The organism is Mesorhizobium sp. M0761 (assembly GCF_040320205.1).
In the GTDB taxonomy this organism is placed as follows: domain Bacteria; phylum Pseudomonadota; class Alphaproteobacteria; order Rhizobiales; family Rhizobiaceae; genus Mesorhizobium.
Map to the genome: position 1 here is coordinate 38,093 of NZ_JAMYPF010000029.1, position 23,015 is coordinate 61,107.

22 protein-coding genes and 1 pseudogene are annotated in these 23,015 nt (G+C 63.7%); 7 read left to right on the plus strand and 16 right to left on the minus strand.

Annotated features, from left to right (window positions below; all coding sequences use genetic code 11):
• Positions 1-301: 301 nt before the first annotated feature.
• The 3 genes from NKI32_RS29750 to NKI32_RS29760 all read right to left on the minus strand — a co-directional run bounded on the left by NKI32_RS29750 (position 302) and on the right by NKI32_RS29760 (position 5,200).
• Positions 302-2,188: an ABC transporter ATP-binding protein gene (locus tag NKI32_RS29750; RefSeq protein WP_353004903.1), complete on the minus strand. Its 1,887-nt coding sequence runs from the start codon at positions 2,186-2,188 to the stop codon at positions 302-304.
• On the minus strand, positions 2,188-4,050 hold the full coding sequence (locus NKI32_RS29755) for an ABC transporter ATP-binding protein (RefSeq protein WP_353004904.1): 1,863 nt from the start codon (positions 4,048-4,050) through the stop codon (positions 2,188-2,190). Before NKI32_RS29755 ends, NKI32_RS29750 begins: the two co-directional genes overlap by 1 nt.
• A 235-nt stretch (positions 4,051-4,285) precedes the next feature.
• A complete protein-coding gene (locus tag NKI32_RS29760; protein ID WP_353004906.1) occupies positions 4,286-5,200 on the minus strand; it encodes a dihydrodipicolinate synthase family protein in 915 nt (304 codons plus the stop codon).
• Between the two features lie 264 nt (positions 5,201-5,464).
• On the opposite strand from NKI32_RS29760, the gene NKI32_RS29765 reads away from it, so the two are divergent.
• Positions 5,465-6,397, plus strand: coding sequence for a LysR family transcriptional regulator (locus NKI32_RS29765; RefSeq protein WP_353004908.1), 933 nt, complete (start codon positions 5,465-5,467; stop codon positions 6,395-6,397).
• Here NKI32_RS29765 and NKI32_RS29770 read toward each other — a convergent pair.
• The 3 genes from NKI32_RS29770 to NKI32_RS29780 all read right to left on the minus strand — a co-directional run bounded on the left by NKI32_RS29770 (position 6,348) and on the right by NKI32_RS29780 (position 8,542).
• Positions 6,348-7,079 (minus strand): SDR family oxidoreductase, encoded by a 732-nt coding sequence (locus NKI32_RS29770; protein WP_353004910.1) that lies wholly within the window; start codon positions 7,077-7,079, stop codon positions 6,348-6,350. The two genes, NKI32_RS29765 and NKI32_RS29770, sit on opposite strands and share 50 nt — an antisense overlap.
• Positions 7,080-7,242: 163 nt before the next feature.
• Positions 7,243-7,851: an NAD(P)-dependent oxidoreductase gene (locus tag NKI32_RS29775; RefSeq protein ID WP_023667893.1), complete on the minus strand. Its 609-nt coding sequence runs from the start codon at positions 7,849-7,851 to the stop codon at positions 7,243-7,245.
• Between the two features lie 52 nt (positions 7,852-7,903).
• Positions 7,904-8,542: a DsbA family protein gene (locus NKI32_RS29780; RefSeq protein WP_353004912.1), complete on the minus strand. Its 639-nt coding sequence runs from the start codon at positions 8,540-8,542 to the stop codon at positions 7,904-7,906.
• Positions 8,543-8,644: 102 nt separating this feature from the next.
• Between NKI32_RS29780 and NKI32_RS29785 the strand changes: the two genes are divergently transcribed.
• The 3 genes from NKI32_RS29785 (at position 8,645) to frp (ending at position 10,339) form a co-directional block, all read left to right on the plus strand.
• Positions 8,645-9,556 carry a LysR substrate-binding domain-containing protein gene (locus NKI32_RS29785; RefSeq protein ID WP_023699792.1) on the plus strand — a complete coding sequence of 304 codons (912 nt, stop codon included), beginning with the start codon at positions 8,645-8,647 and terminating at the stop codon, positions 9,554-9,556.
• 96 nt (positions 9,557-9,652) lie between these two features.
• On the plus strand, positions 9,653-9,928 hold the full coding sequence (locus NKI32_RS29790; protein WP_353004914.1) for a hypothetical protein: 276 nt from the start codon (positions 9,653-9,655) through the stop codon (positions 9,926-9,928).
• A gap of 75 nt (positions 9,929-10,003) precedes the next feature.
• Positions 10,004-10,339 (plus strand): fluorescence recovery protein, encoded by a 336-nt coding sequence (gene frp / locus NKI32_RS29795; RefSeq protein ID WP_352787641.1) that lies wholly within the window; start codon positions 10,004-10,006, stop codon positions 10,337-10,339.
• A gap of 77 nt (positions 10,340-10,416) precedes the next feature.
• Here the strand turns inward: frp and NKI32_RS29800 are convergent, their stop codons facing one another.
• The 9 genes from NKI32_RS29800 to NKI32_RS29840 form a co-directional block, all read right to left on the minus strand.
• Positions 10,417-11,445 (minus strand): ROK family protein, encoded by a 1,029-nt coding sequence (locus NKI32_RS29800; RefSeq protein ID WP_353004916.1) that lies wholly within the window; start codon positions 11,443-11,445, stop codon positions 10,417-10,419.
• Positions 11,445-12,170 (minus strand): ribulose-phosphate 3-epimerase, encoded by a 726-nt coding sequence (locus NKI32_RS29805; protein WP_031244068.1) that lies wholly within the window; start codon positions 12,168-12,170, stop codon positions 11,445-11,447. Before NKI32_RS29805 ends, NKI32_RS29800 begins: the two co-directional genes overlap by 1 nt.
• Positions 12,171-12,174: 4 nt before the next feature.
• A complete protein-coding gene (locus tag NKI32_RS29810) occupies positions 12,175-12,996 on the minus strand; it encodes a sugar phosphate isomerase/epimerase family protein (RefSeq protein WP_353004918.1) in 822 nt (273 codons plus the stop codon).
• Between the two features lie 40 nt (positions 12,997-13,036).
• Entirely contained in the window at positions 13,037-13,879 is an 843-nt protein-coding gene (locus NKI32_RS29815; RefSeq protein ID WP_023686993.1) for a carbohydrate ABC transporter permease, read from the minus strand.
• Positions 13,880-13,883: 4 nt separating this feature from the next.
• Positions 13,884-14,780 carry a carbohydrate ABC transporter permease gene (locus NKI32_RS29820; RefSeq protein WP_023682645.1) on the minus strand — a complete coding sequence of 299 codons (897 nt, stop codon included), beginning with the start codon at positions 14,778-14,780 and terminating at the stop codon, positions 13,884-13,886.
• Positions 14,781-14,920: 140 nt separating this feature from the next.
• On the minus strand, positions 14,921-16,168 hold the full coding sequence (locus tag NKI32_RS29825; RefSeq protein WP_023740601.1) for an ABC transporter substrate-binding protein: 1,248 nt from the start codon (positions 16,166-16,168) through the stop codon (positions 14,921-14,923).
• A gap of 115 nt (positions 16,169-16,283) precedes the next feature.
• The gene (locus tag NKI32_RS29830; protein ID WP_023686996.1) at positions 16,284-17,429 is read right to left on the minus strand and encodes an ABC transporter ATP-binding protein; all 1,146 of its coding nucleotides are present in this window, start codon (positions 17,427-17,429) and stop codon (positions 16,284-16,286) included.
• A gap of 89 nt (positions 17,430-17,518) precedes the next feature.
• The gene (locus tag NKI32_RS29835; RefSeq protein WP_353004920.1) at positions 17,519-18,469 is read right to left on the minus strand and encodes a PfkB family carbohydrate kinase; all 951 of its coding nucleotides are present in this window, start codon (positions 18,467-18,469) and stop codon (positions 17,519-17,521) included.
• Positions 18,470-18,472: 3 nt separating this feature from the next.
• A complete protein-coding gene (locus tag NKI32_RS29840) occupies positions 18,473-19,273 on the minus strand; it encodes a beta/alpha barrel domain-containing protein (protein WP_023692211.1) in 801 nt (266 codons plus the stop codon).
• Between the two features lie 162 nt (positions 19,274-19,435).
• Between NKI32_RS29840 and NKI32_RS29845 the strand changes: the two genes are divergently transcribed.
• The 3 genes from NKI32_RS29845 (at position 19,436) to NKI32_RS29855 (ending at position 22,596) form a co-directional block, all read left to right on the plus strand.
• Entirely contained in the window at positions 19,436-20,197 is a 762-nt protein-coding gene (locus tag NKI32_RS29845) for a DeoR/GlpR family DNA-binding transcription regulator (protein ID WP_353004932.1), read from the plus strand.
• Positions 20,198-20,452: 255 nt separating this feature from the next.
• Positions 20,453-21,601: a Gfo/Idh/MocA family protein gene (locus NKI32_RS29850; RefSeq protein WP_353004922.1), complete on the plus strand. Its 1,149-nt coding sequence runs from the start codon at positions 20,453-20,455 to the stop codon at positions 21,599-21,601.
• A gap of 14 nt (positions 21,602-21,615) precedes the next feature.
• Entirely contained in the window at positions 21,616-22,596 is a 981-nt protein-coding gene (locus NKI32_RS29855) for an alpha/beta hydrolase (RefSeq protein WP_353004925.1), read from the plus strand.
• Here NKI32_RS29855 and NKI32_RS29860 read toward each other — a convergent pair.
• Positions 22,584-22,889 (minus strand): annotated as a pseudogene (locus tag NKI32_RS29860) (substrate-binding domain-containing protein); the annotation flags it as partial. The gene NKI32_RS29855 and the pseudogene NKI32_RS29860 overlap by 13 nt on opposite strands.
• Positions 22,890-23,015 lie beyond the last annotated feature (126 nt).

The following is a 23,015-nucleotide window of genomic DNA, read 5'->3' on the forward strand; positions in this document are numbered from 1 at the left end:
GCCTTCCTGTTCCCCGGCGATTTTCATCCGACGGCTAAGGAACGAAAGCCATCATGACGGCGTTTGCTGAGGTTCAGGCGCAAGCTGCGCGTGCATCGCGCGCCAGGCGGCGCGTAGAATTCAGAATTTACGCGGGATTGCCCTTTAGGCGGCCGGCCGCTCCTCCACCTGAACGCGCGGCAGGCGTGACGCCGGGCTTACGCTGGAAGGCGAGCTGAAAGGTGTCGTCATCTGAAGCCGAATTGGTCGACGACGAGTTTTGGCCCCGCACCATTTCCAGTCGAGCTGAACCGGCAGCAGCTCACGTCGCCTTGCCGGCCGGCGCGCCTATGTCTTCCTCGGCAATATCGTCGAACGATGCGTAGTTCATGTTGTAGAGCCTGGCATAGAGGCCCTTGGCCGCCATCAGCTGCTCGTGATTTCCGCTCTCGACGATCTCGCCGTTCTGTAAGACGATGATGCGGTCGGCGCCGCGTATGGTCGCCAGCCGGTGCGCGATGACCAGCCCGGTGCGGCCTTCCAGCAGCGTGACCAGTGCCTTCTGGATCAGCATCTCGGTGTAGGAATCGATGCTCGCCGTCGCCTCGTCCAGCACCAGGATTTTCGCATCCGCCACCAGTGCGCGTGCAAAGCTGATCAGCTGGCGCTGGCCGAGGGACAGATTGCCGCCGCGCTGTTCGAGCTCGGTGTCGTAGCCGTCAGGCAAATGCTCGATGAAGTCGTGCGCGCCAACGGCTTGCGCGGCGCGCACAACCTCTTCGCGGGTAGCCGATGTCTTGTGGTAGCGGATGTTCTCCAGCACCGTGCCGGAAAACAGGAATGGCTCCTGCAACACCATCGCCACCTGGTCGCCGAGCGAATCCTGCGTCACGTCGCGCACGTCGTGGCCGCCGACCCGCACCTCGCCCGACCAGACATCATAGAAGCGGTGCACCAGCGCCATGCAGCTCGACTTGCCCGAACCGGTCGGGCCGACAAGCGCAACCGTCTCGCCCGGATTGACGCGGAAGGAGATGTTTTTCAGCACCGGCTGGTTCTGCCGGTAGCCGAAGGTGACGTTCCTGAACTCGACCGAACCGTCCATGTCGCGCGTCAGCGCCACCGCGCCTTGTCTGTCGCTGACATCCACCGGCACGTCGAGCACTTCGGAAATTCGCTGGCCCGACGCCATGGCACGCTGCATGACCGAGTACTGCATGGTGAGCGAGCGGATCGGGTCGAAGAAGCGCTGGATGTAGAACAGGAACGCCACCATGACGCCGATGTCGAGGCTGTGCGACAGCACCATCGAACCGCCGACGACGATGACCGTCGCCATCGCAATGCCGGTCAGCGTGTCGACGATCGGCACCATCACCTGCGCATATTTGGCCGAGGTCAGGTGAGCCCTGAGATTGGCCAGCACCTTCTCGTCATAGAGGTCGAAATTGACGTGCTGGCGTTCGAGACTCTGCACAGTGCGCACGCCATGGATGCCTTCCGCCAGCGCGCCATTGGCGATCGAGTTGGTCTCATGCGCGGCCATGAAGGCGACCTTGGCGCGCGGCAGCCAGAACAGGCGCACGATGAACAACGCCGGCATGGTCGATAGCGTCAGCAGACCGAGCCGGAAATCGAGCCACAAAAGCACGCTGACGATGCCGAACAGAAGCACGATGTCGCCCACCGACATCACCGACGTCTCAAGGAATTCCTGCATCGAATTGACGTCGCCCTGCAGGCGCGACATCAGCCGTCCCACCTCGGTCTTGTCCATGAAGCTCAGCGACACACGCTGCAGATGGCTGAACATGGCGCGGCGCAAATCCGACAGCACATTCTCGGCCACCTTGCCGACGACGCTTTCCTGGATATAGCTGGCGGCATAGTTGATCAGGATGATCAGGGCGAAGGCACCGATCGCCCAGTTCATGACGGAGCTGTCGGCCTTGCCCGCCGCCATGCCGTGGTCGATGGCGTAACGGATGACCAGCGGGATCGCCAATTGCGTCAGAGTGAACACCAAAACGGCGGCGACCGAGATGAAGATCCGGCCCTGATACGGTCTCACGAAGCTCTTGATGCGGCGCACGATGCGCGGATCGTAGACCTTGCCGAAGACCTCTTCCTCGTCGCGGTGCGAACCGACGACGGCCCTGGTGGGCCGCCCGCTGGTGTCTTCTTTTTCGTCGTGATCCGGTGTCGACATTATGCGGCTCCTACCGCCACCGGCAAATCGTCGTCCGGCCGCAGCTGCAGGTCGTAAAGCGCGCGGTAGCGTCCGCCCAGCGCCAGCAATTCCTGGTGCGTGCCGCGCTCGGCGATGCGGCCGTTCTCGACGAACAGGATCTGGTCGGCGTGCATCAGCGAGCTCAGCCGGTGCGAGATGATCAGCGTCACGCGGTCCTTGGCGAAGCGCTTCATCGCGGTGCGGATCCGCTGCTCGGTGCCGGCGTCGACAGCCGCGGTGGAATCGTCGAAGACCAGCACCGAAGGCCGCAGCATCAGGGTGCGGGCGATGGTCAGGCGCTGCCGCTGGCCGCCGGAAAGCGATGAGCCGCGCTCGCCCACGACCGTGGTGTAGCCGGCCGGAAGCCCGATGATGTAATTGTGCAACTGGGCGTATTCAGCCGCCTGCCCGATGCGGGTCTCGCGCGCCCACGGATTGCCATAGGCGATGTTGTTTTCGATCGAGGTGGTGAACAGGAAGGCGTCCTGCTGCACGACGCCGACCGCCTTGCGCAACGATTGCAGCGTGACCTCGCGTATATCCTGCCCGTCGATGGTGATCGCGCCTGACCTCACATCGTAGAAGCGCGGGATCAGATGCGCGATGGTCGACTTGCCGCTGCCCGGCGGGCCGACAATGCCGACGGTCTCGCCGGACCTGGCCTCGAAGGAAATGCCCGACAGCGCCGGCCGGCCGCCGGCGCCCGCGTAGCGGAAGCCGACATTGTCGAAGCGCAGCAAGCCTTCGGTGACCACGAGATCCTTGGCATCAGGCGCATCCTCGATGTCAAGTTCGGCGTCAAGCAGTTCGAACAGCCTTGTGCCGCAGGTCGAGGCGCGGGCGAACGAGTTGACCATCAGCCCGAGCTGGCGCACCGGCATCTGCAGGATGGTCATGAAGGTGAGGAACTGCGCCAGCGTGCCGACGCTGATCTGGCCCGCGATCACCTTCTGGCCACCGAACCACAGCACCAGGCCCATGGCCGCCAGGAAGGAAAAATTCATGGCGCTGGTGTTAGAGACGCGGATGTCGACGCGCTGGTCGGCAAGCTCCAGCGCCGACTTCTTGGCGCGGTCGAATTTTTCCAGCTCATGCCGCTGCGCCGCAAAGGCGCGCACGACGCGGATTCCGCCGAGGTTCTCGTCCATCACCCGGCTCAGCACTGACAGCCGCTCCTGCAGCGTCAGCCAGGTGCTGCGCAGCCTGAGCTGTGTGACCGAGGAGCGCCAGGCGACGAACGGCACGAAACTCAGACTGAGCAGCCCGAGCTCGAGATCGGTGCTGATCAGGAGATAGGAGCCGACGCCGATCAGCACGCCGAGCAGCACCACGCGCAATATGCCGGTGGAAAAGAACATGCGCACGCCGTCGAGGTCGAGCAGGCCAAGCGTAATCAGGTCGCCGGTATGCACCCGGTCATGGAAGGAGAAGCTCAGCCGCTGGATCTTCTCGTAGAAGGCCAGGCGCAGCTCATAGCCGGTGCGGTGGCCAACGGCCTCGCCATAATAATTCTGCGCCATGGTGAAGAGGCCGCGCAGAATGCTGACGACGAGCAAGGTGATCGCCGTCGTCCACAGCGCCTGCTCAGCCGCCGCGCCGCCGCCTCCAGCCATCACGCCTTGCGCCTGGTCGATGGCGTGGCCGAGCAGGCGCGGGATGAACAGCTGCAGCGTCGCGGCAATGAAGGTCGAGGCGATGGTGATCGCAACTTGCCAAGGATGGCGCAGCGTCATGCGCACGATGCGCAGCAGCGTGCTGAGGCCCTTGCCCCAGGACGCCTCCGCCACATGGGCAAACGATTTGCCGCGCTTCGCCGCGCCGCTGGTTGCGTCCCTTGCCAAGGAATATCCAATCCGGTCCGGACATTAGCCCAGACGAATGAAGAAGACTCAGTTTCAGATGCCGCGATGGTACGCCTCCATTTTGACCGTTCAAGGGCCAATGGCGGCATCGCACTGTGCCTGAAAGGGGCTGATCGTCCGCGACCGCTTAAGCCCGTGTCGGCGTTAGAGGCGGCAGGCTCGTCACTTTAGGCCGATTGAAAAGATGCGAGCATGTGGGTTGCGCCAACCGCCATCATGCGTGACCTCGGCCAATATGATCGGCTGCGGGACCGAGCGCAGTGAGCAGCGCCTTGCCGCTTTCCAGCGTCGCATTCTCGTGCGGCGCGCGCAGGTTGAGCCAGCGTTTGTCGCCGGAGCGCACCGCCAGCACGGCCTTCATTGCCGGGATCAGGCCTGCATCCTGGATCACCTTGCGGAACGCCCTGATCGCGGCGTCCGCTTCCGTGACGTCTTGGCCAGCGATCGTCGCGTCGTAGAGGGCGCGGATGGCCGCAGCGTTGAGATTGACGGTCCCGGAGATACAGCCCGCAGCACCACTGGCGAGCCCCTTGGTCAGTTGCGCCTCCGAGCTGGGGAACACCGCGACGTCGGGTGCGGCGGCAATCACCGCCGCCGTGTTGTTCCAGTCGCCGGCGCTATCCTTGTAGGCGACGACCGTCTCTGGAAACGCCGCGCTCAACCGGGCGGTCAGGGCAGGGCTTACCGGCACGCCGGAGTTCTGCGGGATGTGGTAGAGAATCATCTTCAGCGCCGGGTTGGCCACCCGTTCGATCAGCTCGCTGTAGTAGCGCGCCTGGCCTTCATCCCCGGCGGCCGTGTAGAAGAATGATGGCAGCACCATCACGCCGGCGCAGCCGAGGCCGACCGCGTGCTTCGAAAGTTCGACGGTTTCGGGGAGTGCGGTGACGCCGGTGCCGGGCATCATCCGGCCCGGCGAAATGCCTGATGCAACCAGCCATTCCAGCGCCTGCATGCGCTCGTCGAGCGAGAGCGACAGTGCCTCGCCCGTGGTGCCGAACGGCGACAGCAAATGGGCGCCCTGGCCCAGCACCCATTTGGCATGTGAGATCCACAGGTCACGGGCAATGCGGCCATCGTTCTCGAACGGCGTCAGGATCGGGGCGATGGTTCCTTGCGGGCGGGGCATGTCGGTCCTTCCATCGGTGCTGGAAATCAGCTTGGCATAGAGCATACGTGCGATGCGATCTGCCAGAGGCGATCTCTTGGGCCACCGCGCCGGCCGTGGGAAAACTTGCGGGTCATTGCCGCGAAATTCTGGCCCTTCGGTCTGCCGCAACCAGATGACGCCGGCGTCAATGGGTTGCAAATGGACCGGGGTTGCAAATGGACCAGGGTTGCAAGTGGACCAGCCAAGCCCGAAATGTCGAACAGAGACAGATCCGGAAACGGCATGCACCCACGATTGCTCAAGACCTTCCTCGCCGTGGCGCGGCACCGTAATATCACCCGTGCAGCGCGGGAGGTTCATCTGGCGCAGTCGAGCGTCAGCGACCAGATCCAGTCGCTGGAAAGCGAACTTGGCGTCGTCCTCTTCATCCGCTCGCGCCACGGCCTCGACCTGACGACGGCCGGCGACGCGCTGAAACCTTATGCGGAAGAGATTCTGCAACTGGCGGAGGAGGCGCGTATTGCGGTCGAGGCAACGACGGGAATGACCGCCGGAACGGTTACGGTCGGCGCGCTGGAGACGATTGCCACCGTCAGACTTCCGCAATGGCTGGCGGCCTTTCGAGGCGACCACCCGGAGATCGGTCTGCGGCTCAAAATCGCCGGCAGCGATGCCCTGCTGCGGCAGCTCGAAGAAGGCGAGATCGACGTCGCCTTCTGTTTCGACAAAGGCGGTCTGGATGAACGCCTGGCCCGGCGCACGATATCGGCCGAGCCGCTGGTCCTTGTCGCCTCACCCGAACATGCGCCCGCATCGGGGCAGAGCGACCTGGCCACGCTCGCCGCGATGCGTTTCGTGGTGACGGAAACCGGATGCGTCTACCGGCATCTGTTCGACACTGCCTTTGCCGAGATTGCAGCGCCAGAACTTGCCGCCGAAGTCGGCAGCATCGGCGCCATTGCGGGCCTGGTGGCGACTGGTGTCGGCATGGGCCTGGTGCCGCGGCTGGCCGTTGCCGACGCGCTCGATCGCGGCGAGATCGTCGAATTGCCATGGCCGGGTTCGGCCCGCACGGCGTCGCTGGTCATGATCTGGCGCCGCCGGCGGGTGCAACCGCCGGCGCTGAAACTGCTGCTGGCTGCCGCGGCCAGGAATTTCGCTGCGCTCAGATCAGCCGGTGACCGCCCTCGACATGCAGAACCGTCCCTGTCGTAAAACCGTTGCCCATCAGAAAGGCGATGGCATCGGCAATGTCGTCCGGCTGTCCGACGCGGCCGACCGGCAGGCGCCTGGCCATTGCATCGATCGTCTCGTCCTTCTTGTCGCCGGCCACAAAACTCCAGATCGGCGTGTCGACCCAGCCCGGCGAGACGGCGTTGACACGGACCGGCGCCAGCTCGACCGCCAGCGCCCGCACCAACCCTTCCAGCGCAGCGTTGACGGCGGCAACGACCGAGCCGCGCGCCGCCGGCCGGTAGGCGGCAATGCCTGAGGTAAAGGTGATGGAGCCGTTGGCCGAAAGCTGCGGCGCGCCATGCTTGGCGAGCAGCAGCGGCCCGTAGAATTTGCTTTCGACGACTCTCTGCGCCGCCTTCAGGTCGATCGCAGGCAATAACTCATAGGCGCCTTCGATATCGGCGGCGGTGCTGACGATATGGTCGAGCCGGCCAATTCGCTTGAACAGGTCAGCGACCTGATCCTCCCTGGCGATATCGGCCGCGACGGCGCTCAAAGCGGAAGGGTTCTGCAGCGCCTCGCCGGCACGCTTGAGCCTGGCTTCACTGCGGCTGACGATGATGACTTCGGCGCCTGACACTAGGCACCGCCTTGCCAACGCGAGCCCCATTCCGGAGCTGCCGCCAATGATAGCGATTTTCGATTTTTCGATGTCTGCCATGTTTCCGTTCCTGTCCTGAACCGCTCCGGCGAGAGTCGCAGACCGGCGGCAGGAGTGGAAACGGAAGAAAGCGATAGTGCCATCGGAGGCTCCGATGGCACTATCGTCGATAGCAACGGACGCGGGCCGCTCCGTCGAGTGCCCGCCTGTCAATGAAGTGCGCTCAGTAGCCGACCGTGAAGCGCTGCTTGATATGCGCCGGCTTTTCGATCTCGTCGGCCATGACGATGGCGTAGTCCTCGAAGGAAATGCTGCTGCCCTTGTCGGACGTCAGCAGCGTGTCCTTGCCGATGCGGTATTTGCCGGTCCGCTCGCCGGCGACGAACAGCGCCGAAGGCGACAGCAAGGTCCAGTCGAGATCGTCGACCGTCCGCAGCGTGTCGAGGAAGTCGGCGCCCTTCTGCGCCTCGGCCTTGTAGATATCAGGGAAGGTCGGCGTGTCGACCAGGCGCTTGCCGGGCGCAACCTCAAGGCTGCCGGCGCCGCCGACGACGAGGTAGCGTTTGACGCCGGAAGCACGCACGGCTGCGATAAGCGTATCGGGATCGCTGTCGAGGAAATGAACCGAGGAGATCACCGCGTCATGACCCTTGATCAGGGCGGCAAGGCCATCCTTGTCGAAGACGTCGCCCTTCTTGGCAGTCACGCCCGGAAGTGCCGCGATCTTGTCTGGATGCCGGGCAATGGCGGTGATGCTGTGCCCGCGATCGGAGAGTTCCTTAAGCAGGCGGGAGCCGACCTGGCCGGACGCGCCGATAAGTGCGATTTTCATGGGGATTTTCCTTTCGTCTGGGGAGAATTTCATCTGGGGAGAATTTCTGGGACTACGCCGCCTCGATGTGAGCGACCAGATTGTCGTAGCTGCCGAACAGCGCGTTGGCGCCGATCAGGCGCGGCGCCGTTTGGCCGATCACCGCCAGCGCGGGAACGCCATTGGCATGCAGCCGTTGGAACAACATCCGCCCGCGGCTGACCAGGTCGTGATGCTTCGCCAGAAACGGCTGCGTCGGCGCTTTCAAGAGCTTTGCCGCGTCGCTCACGCCGGCGTCGGTCAGTACCGCGGCGACGCCGTCAACCGTCACAATATCGCGACCGTCGACATAGCGGGCATGCTGGATCGCCTTCAGTGCCGCAAGTTCCTGGCGCCAGTCGTCCAGCCCGGCGGCGTTGATGCCCATGGTGGCAGCGGAAGAATCGAGCAAGGTGCCGCTGACATTGAGCACATTGTCGAGATAGGCCTGGCTGAAGCGCTGTCCGCTCAGCCGCGCGATGCGCTGGTCATTGTCCCAGGCGTGGGCGGCAAAACCTGCATCCAGCGGCCGCGCGCCGGCACCGGAGAAAAGCCCCACCGGCAGCAGTTGGAGCGCGGTCCCGCCGGCGGCCAGTCGATCCAGCATCGGCGTGGCGCCATAGCACCAGCCGCAGAGCGGGTCGAAAAGATAGGTTAGGGTTGCATTGGTCATGGCGGCCTCATTCTGTTGCCCGATAGATGACAGCTGGACCGCTTGCGAAAAATAGCGATCAATCATACAAACTGTCTGATAAAATCAGACAATGAGCGGCCTGTGACCGAACTCCTCAATCTCAACCGGCTCGTTTACTTCGCCACCGTGGTGGAGACCGGCTCGTTCACGGCCGCTGCCGACCGTCTCGATGTTGCCAAGGCTGTGGTCAGCCATCAGGTCGGCAAGCTCGAAGAAGAGCTTGGCGCTACGCTGTTGCGGCGCACGACCCGGCGCGTGACGGCGACCGAAGAGGGTCGTCTGTTCTATGACCGGACCGCGATCATCCTGCGCGAGGCGGAGGCAGCCTATGGCGACATTTCGCAGCGCGCGGCGCAGCCGACGGGGACGCTGCGGCTGACGGCGCCGCTCGACTATGGCGAGAAGGTCGTGGCGCCGACCATCGCCGCCTACATCAGAAAATACCCGAAAATGCGGGTCGAGACGATCTTCGACGATGCGGTCAGCAATCTGGTCGACGAGCAGATCGATCTTGGCATCCGCGTCGGCTGGCTTGCCGATTCCAGCAATCTGGCGCGGCGGCTGGGCAGCCTGCAGCAATTCGTCGTCGCCAGCCCGGAACTGGCCGCCAGGCTGCCTGGGGAAGCCAGCCCCAGGCAGGCGAAGTCGCTGCCCTGGGTCGGCAACGCCCAGTTGCGCGGGGTCGGCCAATGGCTGTTCTCGAGGGGCACGGAAACGGTGCTGGCCGAACTCAACCCCGTCGTCAGCTGCGACAAGACACCAGGCGTGCTGTCCTGCGTGCTGGCCGGCATCGGCCTCGGCATCTTTCCGGATTACAGCGTCGCCGACGACATTGCGCGCGGCCGGCTGGTGCGGGTGTTCGCGGACTGGACCTTGCCGTCCGGTGGCATCCATGCCGTCTTCCCGCCGGCGCGCTTCAGGCCGGCCAAGGTGCGCGCTTTCGTCGACCTCCTGGTTGCAGCCGAACGGCGGCGCGCGCGCAGTGCGGGCTGATTTCGGCACCGGCCGGCAATGCCGGCGAGGGAACCTTTGTTCGGCAGGCGCTTTTGGATATGCTGCGATTCCGAACCGTCAGAAGGGGTACTGCCGATGATCACCAAGATCTTTGCGACCTGCATGCTCGCTCTCGCTGTCGGCTGCAGCCTGTCCACAGCGGCTGTCGCCAAAGACAAGCATCGCCATCGTCAGCCAGAACCCGAACGCTACGTCCCCGCCCATCGCGACCTCATCTACGCCCTGTTCGGCGGCCCGCGCTACTATGACAAAATGCTGATCACCACGGCGGCCGGCCCGTGCTCTTACGACCGGGTCGGGCCGGACGCGAATGCGCTGAACAAGGTCAACGATCACCATTGCGGAAAGTAGATTGGTCCCAAAGGCGGGGTCCTGCGTCCCAGGGTTACCGGATGACGGCCGCCGCGAACACGATAGAGACAGTCGATGACCGCTGATGAGAAATGGTCTCCGTCCGAAAAGAAAGTCGCCCGCACTGCCTATGACGCAGCGCTGAAGGTGGCGCTCGACAAGACGTTGGCTGAACTCAAGAGCAGGGCCCACGTTGCGGCAACGCCTTCCGAAATGTGGGATGTCGAAGACTTTCTGCGGCAGCAGCGACGGAAGATCGACCAGATGTTCGACTATCGCTATTCACAGCTAATACAGGTCTTCGCCAATCTCATCCGGCAAGGCTATCTCGAGGAGAGTCTCCTTGTTGGCTTGTCGGAAGACAAGCGGCAAACGATCCGAAAATACGCCAGCTGGAATCGCGAAGGGTAGGGGTCCTCTTCGGGGACCTGGCGCTGCATTCAAAACTGGACCATTCACCATCTTCGCGCGCGCCGCGCAGCTCGAGTTCAGCCATGGCGTGCCTCCGTGGCATCGGGGGTCGCGCCTCTGTCCTTGTCGTCCTGCGCCATCGCCAGCGGCGCACCCGGTTCGCCTTCCCACAGGATCAGGCTCGCGGCGCCGATCAGCCCGGCGCGGTCGCCGAGTTCAGCCTGCACGACCGGCACGTCGCGATAGGCCGGCATCGCTCGCTGCTGGATGACCGCTCTGATCGACGGTGCCAGAAGGTCGAACCCGTTGGAAAGGCCGCCACCCATGACAATCAGATCGGGCGAATAGAGATGCAAGAGATTGGTGAAGCCGATGCCCAGCCATTTTGCTTCCGCCTCGATCAGGTCGAGAGCGTTGGCGTCGCCGGCCTTGGCAGCCTCTACGACATGCCTGGCCGAGACGTCACCGTCATTTGACAGCCGTCGTAAGAGCGAGCCGTCGCCCGGCGCGGTCAGTCGCGTGGCGCGGCGGCCGAGCGCGGTTCCGGAGGCAACGGCCTCGAAGCAGCCGATGGCGCCGCAAAAGCAGCGGTCGCCTTCACCGGTGATGGTCATGTGGCCGATCTCAGCCGCCAGTCCGCGCCTGCCGTGATAGACGTGGCCATCGGCGACGACGCCGCCGCCAATGCCGGTCGATACGGTCACGAACACCAGCGATCCGCTGCCGCGTCCGGCGCCAAAACGCCATTCGCCGAGCGCCGCCGCATTGGCGTCGTTTTCCAGCCGCACCGGCAGGCCGAAATGCTGCCCCAGAATGTCGATCAGCGGCACGTCGTGCCAGCCGGCCAGCGTCGGCGGCGCGATCACGATGCCCGCCTTGGGGTCGAGCGGTCCCGGCGCGCCGACGCCGATGCCGGCGACGTTTGCCTGCGGGTGTTCCCTAAGCAGCGTGCCTGCCAGAGCGACGATCTGGCCGATCACCGCCTCGGATCCCGCACCGGCAAGCGTCGGCGCTGAAGCATGAGCGACGATGCGGCCATCGCTTTCGACCAGCGCACCGCGCAGCGCCGTGCCGCCGAGATCGAAGGCCAGCGCAAGCTTGGTCATCAGGCGGCGACCTCCAGCCCGTGCAGCCAGGCCATGCGCCGGGCAAGGTCGGGATCGCCGAAGGCCAGCGAGCCCAGCACCACGGTCTCCGCACCTGCGGCGCGCAGTAAGGGCACGGTCTCGTGGCGGATGCCGCCATCGGCGGCGAGCACGATGTCGGCCTCGCGGCCGGCTTTGCGCATCAGCACGCGCGCCTCGATCAGGCGCGGACACGCCTGCTCCGACAGGCTTTGGCCCTTGACGCCGATGGAAGTGCCGAGCAGCGTCACGAACGCCACTTCCGGCAGGAAGGGCGTGACGGCCGCGACCGGTGTTTCCAGCCGCAGCACCACGCCGGCCTCGGCCCCGAGTTCACGCGCCAGCCGCACGGCCCGCAGACCGGTCTCGCCGTTTTCGGCATGCACGCTGATCAGGTCGGCGCCGGCCTCGATGAACTGGCGCGTCTGTTCCTCGACGATCTCGGCTTCGACCATCAAATGGACATGGATAGGCTTCGCGGTGAGCTTGGCGATGCGCGCCACCAGGTCCGGGAAGAACAGAAAGCCAGGGGTGAATCGGGCGTCGGCGACGTCGATATGATGAACATCGGCATGGGTCTCGATGCGCTTCAAATCGCGCTCCATATTGGCGAGGTCGGCCGACCACAGCGAAAACTCGCCGATAAGCCGGTTGCGCGGCAGGGCGGCAAATGCGGCGGGGCCGGACAGGGGCTTGTTCGTCGTCATCGTCTCAGGCTCCGTAGCCGCGCATTGTCTGGCGGTTGGTTTTGACGGCGCCGGCAGGGTCGGCGGCGGCCGTTTCGGACTCTTCCTCCAGCACCAGCCAGCCGTTAAAATTGGGTGCAGCACCAGCGATCTCGATCACCTTCGCCGTGTCACAGACGCCCTGGCCGAGCATCGCCCAGGTTCCATTCGCGTCGACATCCTTCAGATGCACATAGCGGATGCGGTCGCGATAAGTGGTGAGCGTATCCGCCATGTCCTGGCCGCCGCGCAAGATGTGGCCGGTGTCCGGCACCCAGCCGACCAGCGAGGCGTCGACCAGCCCGAAGATGCGATCATAGTCGGCGCGGTCGAACAGCAGCGTGTTGTGATGCGAGCTTGGATGCACCGCGACCTGGACGCCGGCCTCGCGCCCGAGCTCGCCGGCTTTGTTGTAGACCTCGGCGGCGATGGCAAACTTGTCGTCGCGCGGCCCGTCGGAAACGATCGTGGCCGAGCCCATCGACACCAGCGCGCCGGGAAAGGCGGCGGCGAAGTCGATCCAGCGTTTGGCGGTCTCCAGGTCGGCGCCGATCTCATCCCTGAGCGTGAAACCGCTCTTGGAGCCGAAGGCGAAGGAGACGAGCGTCAGCCCGGATGACTTCAGCGCGGCGGCGAACTCCGTTGGCTTGCCGGCATAGCGGCCGATCATCGTGTCGGTGATCTCGATGCCGGCATAGCCGCCATCGGCGATCGCCTTGAGCAGATCGTCCGGGCTGCCGGCAAAACGGTCGCCGAGCATTTCCCAGGTAAAGGTCTGGCAACCGACTTTCAGGTCTTTCACGGTCATCCTTTCGTTTCTTGATTCCACTCTCCGTTGGAGGGACATCCTATTTGACCGACCCTGCGGTCATGCCGGCGAGGAAGAACCTCTGGGCAACCAGGTAGATGACCAGGAGCGGCAGCGAGCCGAGCACGCTCATCGCCATCATCTGGTTCCATTCGAAGGCGTGTTGTCCCATCAACAGCTGGATGCCGATCGGGACGGTGCGCATGGACGTTGACTTCGTCAGCGTCAGCGCAAAGAGAAATTCGTTCCAGCACAACAGGAAGGTGTAGACCGACGTCGCCACGATACCGGGCAGTGAAATCGGCACGATCACCCGCCACAGCGCGGTCCAACTGGTGCCGCCGTCGACAGCCACCGCTTCATCGAGGTCGCGGGGTAAGGTGTTCAGATATCCCGTCATCAGCAGGATCGCATAGGGCAGCGTAAACACCAGATAGGTCAGGATCAGCGCGACATAGGTGTCGAAGATGCCATACGAGACGACAAGCCCGAAAAAGGGGATCAAAAGCGTGATCGGCGGGATCGTCTGCGTGCTGATGATGAGAGTGTTGAGGCTGCCCTTGCCGCGGAAATTGAAACGGCTGAACCCATAGGCCGCCAGCAAGGCGATCAGCACCGTCAGCACGGTCACCGCTCCGGCCACGAAGTAGCTGTTGAAGAAGAAGCGCAGCTTTACCGGGTCGCCCAGGATGGCCGCATACGCTTCCAGCGTGAAGGCCTTCGGCAGGACGGTTGGTGGCAGGGCGAAGATTTCGGTGTTCGACTTGAACGAGCTGCTCAGCATCCAGTAGATCGGGAAGGCCGCGAAAAAGAGCCCTGCGGCAAGCGCGACATGGAGCGCGGCGGTGATCAGCCTGTCTTTCGGCGTGTGCATTTTCCTCATGTGACTACCGAGCCTTTTGATAGCGGATGTAGAACAGCGTCAGGCCGAGAGAGATCAGCAGGATGACCACGGCGCTCGCCGAGGCCTGCGACAGGTTGTAGCTCGAAAACGCCAGCTTGTACGTGTAGGTGCTGAGGACCTCGGTCGAGTAGATCGGACCGCCACCCGTCGTTATCCAGATCAATGGAAAGACCTGCATGGTCCAGATGAAGTCGAGCAGCGAGATGCTGATGATGATCGGCATCAGCTGCGGTATGGTGATGAAGATCAGCTTCTGGTAGGCCTTCGCGCCGTCGATATCGGCGGCCTCGTAGAAATCCTTGGGAATGCCCTGCAAGCCTGCGAGCAGGCTGACCATGAAAAGCGGGTAGCCCGCCCAGATATTGGCGAAGGTGACGGCGTGCAGCGCGGTCGCGGGCGAGGAAAACCACTCGACCTTGGAACCGATGATGCCCATCTGCATGAGAACACTGTTCACGACACCATTCGGCTCAAGCAGAAGGCGCCAGATCACCGCGATAATCACCGCGGTGAACAGCCAGGGCAGTATGTACAGCACGCGCAGGATGTTGCGCAGCGTCGGATTGATGCGGTCGCTGTTCAGCATGAGTGCGAAGAGCATGCCGATGGTCATATGGAAGACGACACTCATGCAGGTGAAGTAGAGCGTGTGCCACAGCGAGGCCCAGAACACCGGATCGGCAAAGATCGCCTGGTAGTGTTTCAGTCCGGCAAAGGACGGGTCGCGACGCAGCACCGCGCTGTTCTGGAACGAATAGCCAATCACCGTCACCATCGGCAGCAGCATCAGAAGGCCGATTATGAGGAGCGATGGTGACAGATAGAGATAGGGTGCGACCGCTCGTTTCAGTCGATGGTGGGAGCGCTTCTGCCCGGTCATGTGCGACCTCTGGGATGTGCCTTCAGGAGGAAGGTGCGCTTCAAAAACAGGTCCATCTCAAATTGCCGATCCGTTGTTGACGGGTGGCCTGGCCGAGGCCGGGCCACCCGGTGGAAGATAGCAAACGGGCAATGGGCCGCTCAGAATTTCGCCGTCCAGCCCTTTTGAGCGTTGGTTGCGGCTTGTTCCGGAGACTGCTCGCCGGCAAGCATCTTCTGAGCCTCCACGTCGAACTGGGTCATCAGGTCTTCAGCCACCGGCAGGCCCGTGAACTCGTTGGCGAGATAGCCGGTCTTGAAGATTTCGAAAGCCTTGGCGAAAGCCTTGTCCGAGGTCACGAAATCGGGCTTGGCGTTGACGTTGCCCGGGAAGGCGTTTGCAAGCGACACGAGCTTGGCATTCACCTTCTCGCTCATCAGATATTGGACGAGCTTCCAGGCTTCATCCTGATGTTTCGAGGCGGCAGAGATGCCGATGCCCCAGGAGGCATAGGGAAGGCCGCGCTTGCCGCTGTAGTCCGCCACGACCGGGACCGGGATGAGGTCGAAGTTCAGCTTGGGATTGCGTTTGCGGATGAGATTCACATGGGCGAGCGAGTCGATCATCATTCCGACCCGATCGTTGACGAATTCCTCGACCTTCTCCTGCTCGGTCTTGGTGGCAATGCCGGGCGAGATGACGCCGGCGTCGTTCAGCGATTTGACGAAAGTGAGCATATCGACGACCGGCTTGCCCTCGAGAGCCGGCTTGCCTTCAGCCATCATCGATTGACCCGAGGCCCAGACCCACGACATCAGGTCGTTCTGGACACCGGACGGCGTTTGCAGCGACAGGGGCAGCACCCAGCCATACTGGTTCTTGTCGGCATGGGTCATCTTCTTGGCGGCTTCGAGAAACTCCGCGCGGGTCGACGGCAGCTTGGTGACGCCTGCCTGGGCGGCGAGGTCCAGATTGACGAAGACCGGATAGACGAACGAAGCCACGGGAAACATCACCGCCTTGCCGTCCACCTTGATGATATCCGCGACCTGGGTCTTGTCGAACCCGCTCGCATCCATCATCGGGTTCATGTCGGCCAGCGCACCCTGCGCGTTCAGATTGTTCACCCAGGCGCCGTCGAGACCGACGACGTCGCTGAGCGTTCCGGTTGCGGCGCCGACCGAGATCTGGTCTCGCGTGGTCGCATAGGGACCGCTGACCAGCGTCACCTTGATGCCGGGGTTTGCAGCCTCGAAGTCGTTCATGATTGCCCTGAGCGATCCCGCCGGCAATTCGGGCTCCCACCATTGGGTGAATTCCAGCGTCGTGTCCGCCATGGCGCCGGTTGCACCAAGCAACCATGCGGCCGCGGCTATTTTCAGCATCGCGGGTCGTATCCGAAACATCATTTTCTCCTCCTTCTTCAAGGTCGGCCGCACAATGCGGACGATCGTCTGTTCATTCAGAAGCCTTCTTGTATCTTCCGCAGGCACCTCGCTCCCGCCCGCGGTCTTCCGCAGATCTTCAGATCGCCAGATGCGTTTCGGGATCGAAGAAATGGAACTTGGCATCATCCACGGCCAACCGGATTTCCGAGCCGGAGCGGACGGCGCTGATCGGCTCGAACCTCGCCACCGCGTTCGACGCCAGGCCGAAATCGTCCACCGCATCCGGATCGCCGGAGTCCACCCGGACCGCGTCGATGTTCATGTGGACGATCTGTTCGGAGCCGAGTTCCTCGATCGAGGTCACCCTGGCCGGTATCGTCTGATACTTGCGACCGGATTCAAGGCTGCTGTCATAAAGATCCTCCGGTCTGATCCCGAACACGACCTTGCGCCCCGCATACGACCTCAAGGCCGGCCTGCGCACGAAGGCTGCATCCTGCAGCCGGACGGCGAAGTCGCGAAAAGCGAGCTCGCCGCCCTTCAGGGTCGCCTCGAAAAGGTTCATCGAAGGAGAGCCGATGAAGCCGGCAACGAAGGCGTTAACCGGCGATTCATAGAGCCTCTTGGGTGTGTCGACCTGCTGCAGCACACCGCCTTTCAACACCGCGACTCTGTCGCCCATCGTCATCGCTTCGATCTGATCGTGGGTCACGTAAATGGTCGTGACGCCGAGCTGCTTTTGCAGGCTGGTGATTTCGGCGCGCATTTGCACACGCAGTTTCGCATCCAGATTGGAAAGCGGCTCGTCCATGAGAAAGGCGGCCGGCTCGCGCACCATGGCGCGGCCCATGGCAACCCGTTGACGCTGCCCGCCTGACAGGTTCGCGGGTTTGCTGTCCAGCAAAGACGTCAGCTGAAGAGTTTTGGCGATCTCGTCCACGCGCTTCTTGCGCTCGGCCTTCGGCTTGCCTGCCAGCCGCATCGAAAAGGCGATGTTTTCGGATACCGTCATATGCGGGTAGAGCGCGTAGCTCTGGAACACCATCGCGATGTCGCGGTCCTTGGGCGGCATGTCGACGACGTCGACCCCGCCGATCCGAAGGCTGCCGCTGGTGATGTCTTCCAACCCCGCGATCATTCGCAACGCCGTGGATTTGCCGCAGCCGGAAGGCCCGACGAGGATCAAGAACTCGCCGTCCTTGACCGACAGGTTCAACTGGTCGATTGCGCGAAAACTGTTCCCGTAGGTTTTGCAGATCTTCTCAAGAATGACTTCTGCCATATTCCTGCCTCCACAAGTATAAGCCCTGATTTTTATGATTCTCCTGGGCTTGTGTTCGCCTGCGAAATGTTTCGTCGGATCGTTTCAGGTCATACTCCAGCATCCACATGCGCATTTTTCAGGTCGACTGCTGACGGCGCGTTCGCCGATGCCAGGAGTTGCGTGACCTGCTCCTCGGTCGGAAGCGCCTCGCGCCCGCCACGCCCCGTTATCGAAACGGCCGCCGCCGCGGCCGCGAATGCGATCCGGCCCGCGGTGTCGGCTCCGCGCGTCAACGCATGGGCATAGGCGCCATGAAAGCAGTCACCCGCGCCTGTGGAGTCGACGACCGCAACCCGGTGCGGGGGCAGGTGCCAGAGACCTGTCTCTTCACGGCCGCGATAGTACACACCCCTGCCGCCATCGGTCAGAACCACCGCGGACCGCGACGGCAACCACAAGGCATCGAGCATCTCGGCAGGCGATCGGCGCCCCGTGGCAGTCCGTGCAAAGCTAAGTGGAAGAATGAGATGGTCGCAGAGCGCGATCAGCCGCTCCGTGGCGGGGCCGCTGCTCCATTCGATATCGCCGAGGATCGCAAGGCCGAGATCGCGAGCCCGAGCCACGACATCCAGAGACCCGGTCGCATAGCTATCTACGATCAGGACGGTTGCGCGGCTGAGGATATCGTCCGGAAAGTCCGGAGCGGTGCCCAGCATCGCATCGTCGTCATACGCGATGAACCTTTCCCCGTCCGAGCCGACGGTGATCCGCGAGTGCACCGGGCGCGCGTCGGGATGGCGCGGCGCGAATGCGGTTTCAATACCGCTCGCCACGAGATCGAGCTGCACCGCGTTGTCCGCGGCACTGGCCAGCCATCCGACGAACCCGGCGGTTCCGCCGAGCCGCGCGACGGCGGCCAGCGCCGTCGCGACATTTCCCCCGAAGGCGCGGGTACTTTGCAGAACCTTACCCTTGCCCGCCGACAATGGCTGATCGACGTAGACGATGTCGTCGATCGCAATAGCGCCGAAGCCGAGGATTGAGGGGATGGTGGGCATCGTTCAGGCGCCCGCCTTCGCCAGGGCGTCTTGCGCCGAAAGGCCGTCATGGATGACGCCGCGAAAGGCAAGCGCTGCCTTCTCCGGATCGCCGTGCCCCCAGAGATTGCGGCCGACCACGGCGCCGCGCGCGCCGGCACGGATGGCGTCCGCCGTCTGCTGAAGCGCGCCGAGCAGCGTATCGGTCTTTGGACCGCCCGCGATGACAACCGGCACCGGGCAGGTCCGGACGGTCTCCCGGAACGACTCGAAATCGCCGGTGTAGCCGATTTTGATCACGTCGACGCCGGACTCGTAACCGATGCGCGCCGCATAGGCGATCTCGTCGGGCGTGAAGACGATCTTTGCCCCGTCGGTGAAATCGCGAGGGTAGATATGCGCCACCACAGGCATGCCGTAGCGGGCCGCCGCATTCACCGAATCGGTCAGCCAGCGTATGTATTTGCCCTCCGTCGCGCCGCGCACCGGAATGGCCACGGCCAACGCATCGGCCCCCGCGCGCACCGCGTCCTCGGGCGTTGCGATCAACTCGCTGATGCGATCGTCCGCAGTGAAGCAGCCCGCCTGAATCACCAGGGAAGCTTTGCCCGCATATTGCGGCCACAGATGGCGCGCGGTGCCAGGCTGGATGCTGACGTAGTCGGGTTTGCCCGCCATGACGCGTGCGAGCGCACCCGGCAGGTCGGCAAGGCCGCCTTTGCGCACGTCGCCATAGCCGACGAAGTGGTCGACCGCGCCGCCAAAAAGGTTCCCCGATGGATGCGAGAAGAGGCGCGCGAGGCGCACCTTGGTTCCTAGGCTCATGAGTCCAAAATTCCCTGATCGGTTGATTTAAAAAAGCTCGATCCAGTGTTTCCGAAAGAAAAAGGAAAAACAATCTTTCGAAAGCTTTCGAATCTGCATATTTTCGGTAAGGTGAGCCAAGGCCAGGGCGATTGCCTGGCGCGGGAAGGCAAGGGCAGGGCAATGTTGTCGGAGCAGAGACGCCAATCGATCCTGGGCGAGGTGCAACGCAGCGGACAGGTTCGCATCAAGGACCTGTCGGACGGGTTTGGCGTGTCGGAGGTCACGGTGCGCTCCGACCTCGAAATACTGGACCGCAAGGGACTGCTGACCAAGACCCGTGGAGGAGCGGTGACCCGGACTACCGATTCGACGACGGCCGCGTTCGCCCGCCGGATGCAAACGAACCTCGACGCAAAGAAGCGCATCGCCCGGGCGGCGCTGGACCTGTTCGAGGACAACCAATCGGTCATCTTCGACGGTGGCTCGACCTTGATGCAGCTTGCCATGCAGTTACCGCCGCTCAGCAATGTCGTGGTCGCGGCCACGGCCATGAATATCGTGCAGCATCTTATGCATCGTCCCGGGCTCGACGTTCATATGATCGGCGGCCGGGTCTATCCCGACACGGTGAGCACGCTGATCACCGATGCCGATACGGCTCTCGGCGGCCTGGTAGCGCACCAGGTCTTTGTTGGGGCACATGCGATAGACTCGTCACTGGATGTGGTCGACGTGAACGAAGACATGGCGCGGACGAAGCGAAACCTCGTTCGCATGGCCCGGCGCGTTGTCTTGCTCGCCGATTCGAGCAAATGGGGCGTCAGCGGGACGTCCAAGGCATTTTCGCTGTCGGCCGTCGACGTGGTGATCACCGACGATGGCCTGCCCGGTCCAATACGCAGCGAGCTTGATAGGGTCGGGGCCAATGTGATCTATGCCTGAAGCCGTCCCGGTCTCTGATGCGCGACGGAAGACGCGCATGACCCACGGGCTTCGCAGCGGCCGTCGGCCGTTTTTCATGCAGGTCATGTTCTCCTCCTCACGCTGGCCGCCTCCCAGTGCGCGCCAGAATTATCATAAGCTCTATAAAAATTTTACGCGCGTCAACATTCAAAATCCTGTATAGCGGATTGCTGGGGGATCGTCGGAACTGCAACGGTTCGCGCAGCATGCCCTTGGCTTCGGAGGAAGCTGGAAATGCACGGAAAATCAGAGACAAAGCTCGGCATCGGTGTCATCGGCTGCGGCAACATCTCGATGACCTATCTGCGCAATGCAGCGCTCTTCGGTGGTGTCGAGCTACGCGCCTGCGCCGACATTTCCGCTGACATGGCTGAGCTGCGCGCCAGGGAATACGGCATCCGCGCCCTCGGCGTTGACGCGCTGCTCGCCGACCCCGATATCGACCTCGTGCTGAACCTGACAATCCCCGCGGCGCATTTCGACATTTCGTTGTCAGCGCTCTCGGCGGGCAAGCATGTCTTCACCGAAAAGCCGCTGGCAACCTCCGCCGCCGACGGCCGCCGCCTTGTCGCCGAGGCCGCGAAGCGCGGCCTGCTGATCGGCTCGGCGCCGGACACATTCCTGGGTGCAGCCGGCCGCCGCGCGCGCCGGCTGATGGATGACGGCGCGATCGGCAAGCCGGTGACCGGCACCGCTTTCATGATGGGACGGGGCATGGAGCACTGGCATCCCAATCCGCAATTCTATTATCAGCCCAGCGGCGGTCCGGTGTTCGACATGGGTCCCTATTACCTGACCGTGCTGGTCAATCTGCTCGGACCGGTCGAGCGCGTCATGGCGATGGCGACGCGCGGCCAGGAGGAGAGGCTGATCACGGCCGACGGGCCGTTCAAGAACACGACATTCAAGGTCGGCACGCCGACCAACATAATATCGCTGCTCGAATTCCGCTCGGGCGCCACCGTCACCTTCGGCGCCTCATGGGATGTTTTCAAACACTCCAACCATCCGATCGAACTGCACGGCACCGAAGGCTCGCTCAGGCTGCCCGACCCCGACACGTTCGGCGGCACCGTTTCGCTGTCGGAGCGTGGCGCCGACTGGGCCGATTTCGCCAGCGACAGCGAACTCTATGGCGACCGCAACTGGCCCTATTCCGCGCCCGACCGCGCCAATTACCGCATGCTCGGCGTCGCCGATCTGGCGCGCGCGCTGGCCGCGGGCAGAAAGCCGCGCGCCTCGGGTGAGCTGGCGCTGCATGTGCTTGAGATCATGGAGGCGATCCTGGCTTCGGGCGAAAGCCGTGGCTCGGTTGCCGTCAACGGCACGGTCGACCAGCCGCCGCTGCTTGGCGAAGACGAAGCCGCAACCCTGCTTGCCTGACGGGAGGTTCGTCCGTGACATCGCCACCGTCCCCGTCGACACTCGATCCGGAGGCCCGGCATGTGCTCGAGCTCGGCAGCCAGGCCGGCGCGCCGCCGTTCGAAACGGGAACGCCAGAACAGGCGCGCCTTGCCTACAATGAGGGCTTCCCAAACCTGCAAGGCGAGCGTGAGTCGGTCGCAGCACTCAGCGAGCGCATCGTCGCCGAACCCGGCGGACCACTTAGGCTCAGGATCTATCGCGGGCAGGGCGCGCCTTCGGCAGGCGCTCCGGCGCTGCTCTATCTCCATGGCGGCGGCTGGGTGATCGGCAATCTCGACTCGCATGACGAGATCTGCCGCTGGTTCGCCAACGAGGCAGGCGCTGTCGTCGTTTCCGTCGACTACCGGCTGGCGCCGGAACACAAATTCCCGGCGGCAATAGAGGATTGCCGAGCGGCACTTGCCTTCATGCAAAGCGCCGCGGACGAACTCGGCATCGACGCTGCCCGCATCGCGGTTGCCGGCGACAGCGCCGGCGGCAATCTCGCCACGGTGCTCGGCCTGCTCACGCGGGGGGACAAAAATCCGCCGGCAGCGCAGCTTCTGTTTTATCCCAACACCGATGCCGGGCAGACGACGGACAGCTATCGCCGCTTCGCCATAGGCTTTGGCCTGACCGCCTCGACCATGGCCTGGTTCCGCGACCATTATGTCCGCAATGCCGCCGACATCGGCGACTGGCGTACCTCACCGCTGAAGGCGGAAAGCCTCGCCGGTGCGCCGCCCACCTTCATCGCCATCGCCGGTCACGACATCCTCGCCGACGAAGGCGAGGCCTATGCCAGGCGTCTGCAGCAGGCCGGCGTGCCGGTCGTGCTGGAACACTGGCCCGGTCAGATCCACGGCTTCGTCTCGATGGGCCGTCACGGCCCGGCAGCGAGACAGGCGGTTGCCGCCGCCATTGCCGCGTGGCGAAGCTTCGATCCCGCCTTTGGAAAGGCTCAAGCGGACTGACGCATCACCAGGGCGGCGTCGAGGCTGACCTTCGGCGCGACGTTTGCCCTATCCTCGTTGAGCAAAGCGAGCAGTGTCTCGACGCTGCGCCCCGCCATGGCGGCAAAATCCTGCGCGATGGTGGTCAGTGCGGGGCAGGTGTAGCGGCTCAGCGGATGGTCGTCATGGGCGGCGATACGCAGGTCGCAATCGGCCTTGCGGCCGATCTTCAGCCCTTTCGCGAAGGCTGCCGCCATCACGCCGAAGGCCAGGCGGTCATTCGCACACAGTATGGTCTTGCCGGGCAGACCCCCGGTCTTGCCGGGCAGACCCCCGGTCTTGGGGGGGGGGGGGGGGGGGGGGGGCGGGGGGGGGGGGGGCGGCGGCGGGGGGGGGGAGGGGGGCTTTGGAGGGGGGGGGGGGGTGAGGTGAGGTGTTGT

What these genes read in the sequence shown, in the direction of transcription:
- NKI32_RS29820 (WP_023682645.1), bottom strand. Translation starts at nt 14,780, where the DNA reads ATGACCGGGCAGAAGCGCTCCCACCATCGACTGAAACGAGCGGTCGCA.
- NKI32_RS29850 (WP_353004922.1), top strand. Translation starts at nt 20,453, where the DNA reads ATGCACGGAAAATCAGAGACAAAGCTCGGCATCGGTGTCATCGGCTGC.
- NKI32_RS29770 (WP_353004910.1), bottom strand. Translation starts at nt 7,079, where the DNA reads ATGGCAGACATCGAAAAATCGAAAATCGCTATCATTGGCGGCAGCTCC.
- NKI32_RS29840 (WP_023692211.1), bottom strand. Translation starts at nt 19,273, where the DNA reads ATGAGCCTAGGAACCAAGGTGCGCCTCGCGCGCCTCTTCTCGCATCCA.
- NKI32_RS29830 (WP_023686996.1), bottom strand. Translation starts at nt 17,429, where the DNA reads ATGGCAGAAGTCATTCTTGAGAAGATCTGCAAAACCTACGGGAACAGT.
- NKI32_RS29750 (WP_353004903.1), bottom strand. Translation starts at nt 2,188, where the DNA reads ATGTCGACACCGGATCACGACGAAAAAGAAGACACCAGCGGGCGGCCC.
- NKI32_RS29800 (WP_353004916.1), bottom strand. Translation starts at nt 11,445, where the DNA reads ATGACCAAGCTTGCGCTGGCCTTCGATCTCGGCGGCACGGCGCTGCGC.
- NKI32_RS29815 (WP_023686993.1), bottom strand. Translation starts at nt 13,879, where the DNA reads ATGAGGAAAATGCACACGCCGAAAGACAGGCTGATCACCGCCGCGCTC.
- NKI32_RS29780 (WP_353004912.1), bottom strand. Translation starts at nt 8,542, where the DNA reads ATGACCAATGCAACCCTAACCTATCTTTTCGACCCGCTCTGCGGCTGG.
- NKI32_RS29810 (WP_353004918.1), bottom strand. Translation starts at nt 12,996, where the DNA reads ATGACCGTGAAAGACCTGAAAGTCGGTTGCCAGACCTTTACCTGGGAA.
- frp (WP_352787641.1), top strand. Translation starts at nt 10,004, where the DNA reads ATGACCGCTGATGAGAAATGGTCTCCGTCCGAAAAGAAAGTCGCCCGC.
- NKI32_RS29790 (WP_353004914.1), top strand. Translation starts at nt 9,653, where the DNA reads ATGATCACCAAGATCTTTGCGACCTGCATGCTCGCTCTCGCTGTCGGC.
- NKI32_RS29825 (WP_023740601.1), bottom strand. Translation starts at nt 16,168, where the DNA reads ATGATGTTTCGGATACGACCCGCGATGCTGAAAATAGCCGCGGCCGCA.
- NKI32_RS29845 (WP_353004932.1), top strand. Translation starts at nt 19,436, where the DNA reads ATGTTGTCGGAGCAGAGACGCCAATCGATCCTGGGCGAGGTGCAACGC.
- NKI32_RS29805 (WP_031244068.1), bottom strand. Translation starts at nt 12,170, where the DNA reads ATGACGACGAACAAGCCCCTGTCCGGCCCCGCCGCATTTGCCGCCCTG.
- NKI32_RS29775 (WP_023667893.1), bottom strand. Translation starts at nt 7,851, where the DNA reads ATGAAAATCGCACTTATCGGCGCGTCCGGCCAGGTCGGCTCCCGCCTG.
- NKI32_RS29835 (WP_353004920.1), bottom strand. Translation starts at nt 18,469, where the DNA reads ATGCCCACCATCCCCTCAATCCTCGGCTTCGGCGCTATTGCGATCGAC.
- NKI32_RS29765 (WP_353004908.1), top strand. Translation starts at nt 5,465, where the DNA reads ATGCACCCACGATTGCTCAAGACCTTCCTCGCCGTGGCGCGGCACCGT.
- NKI32_RS29760 (WP_353004906.1), bottom strand. Translation starts at nt 5,200, where the DNA reads ATGCCCCGCCCGCAAGGAACCATCGCCCCGATCCTGACGCCGTTCGAG.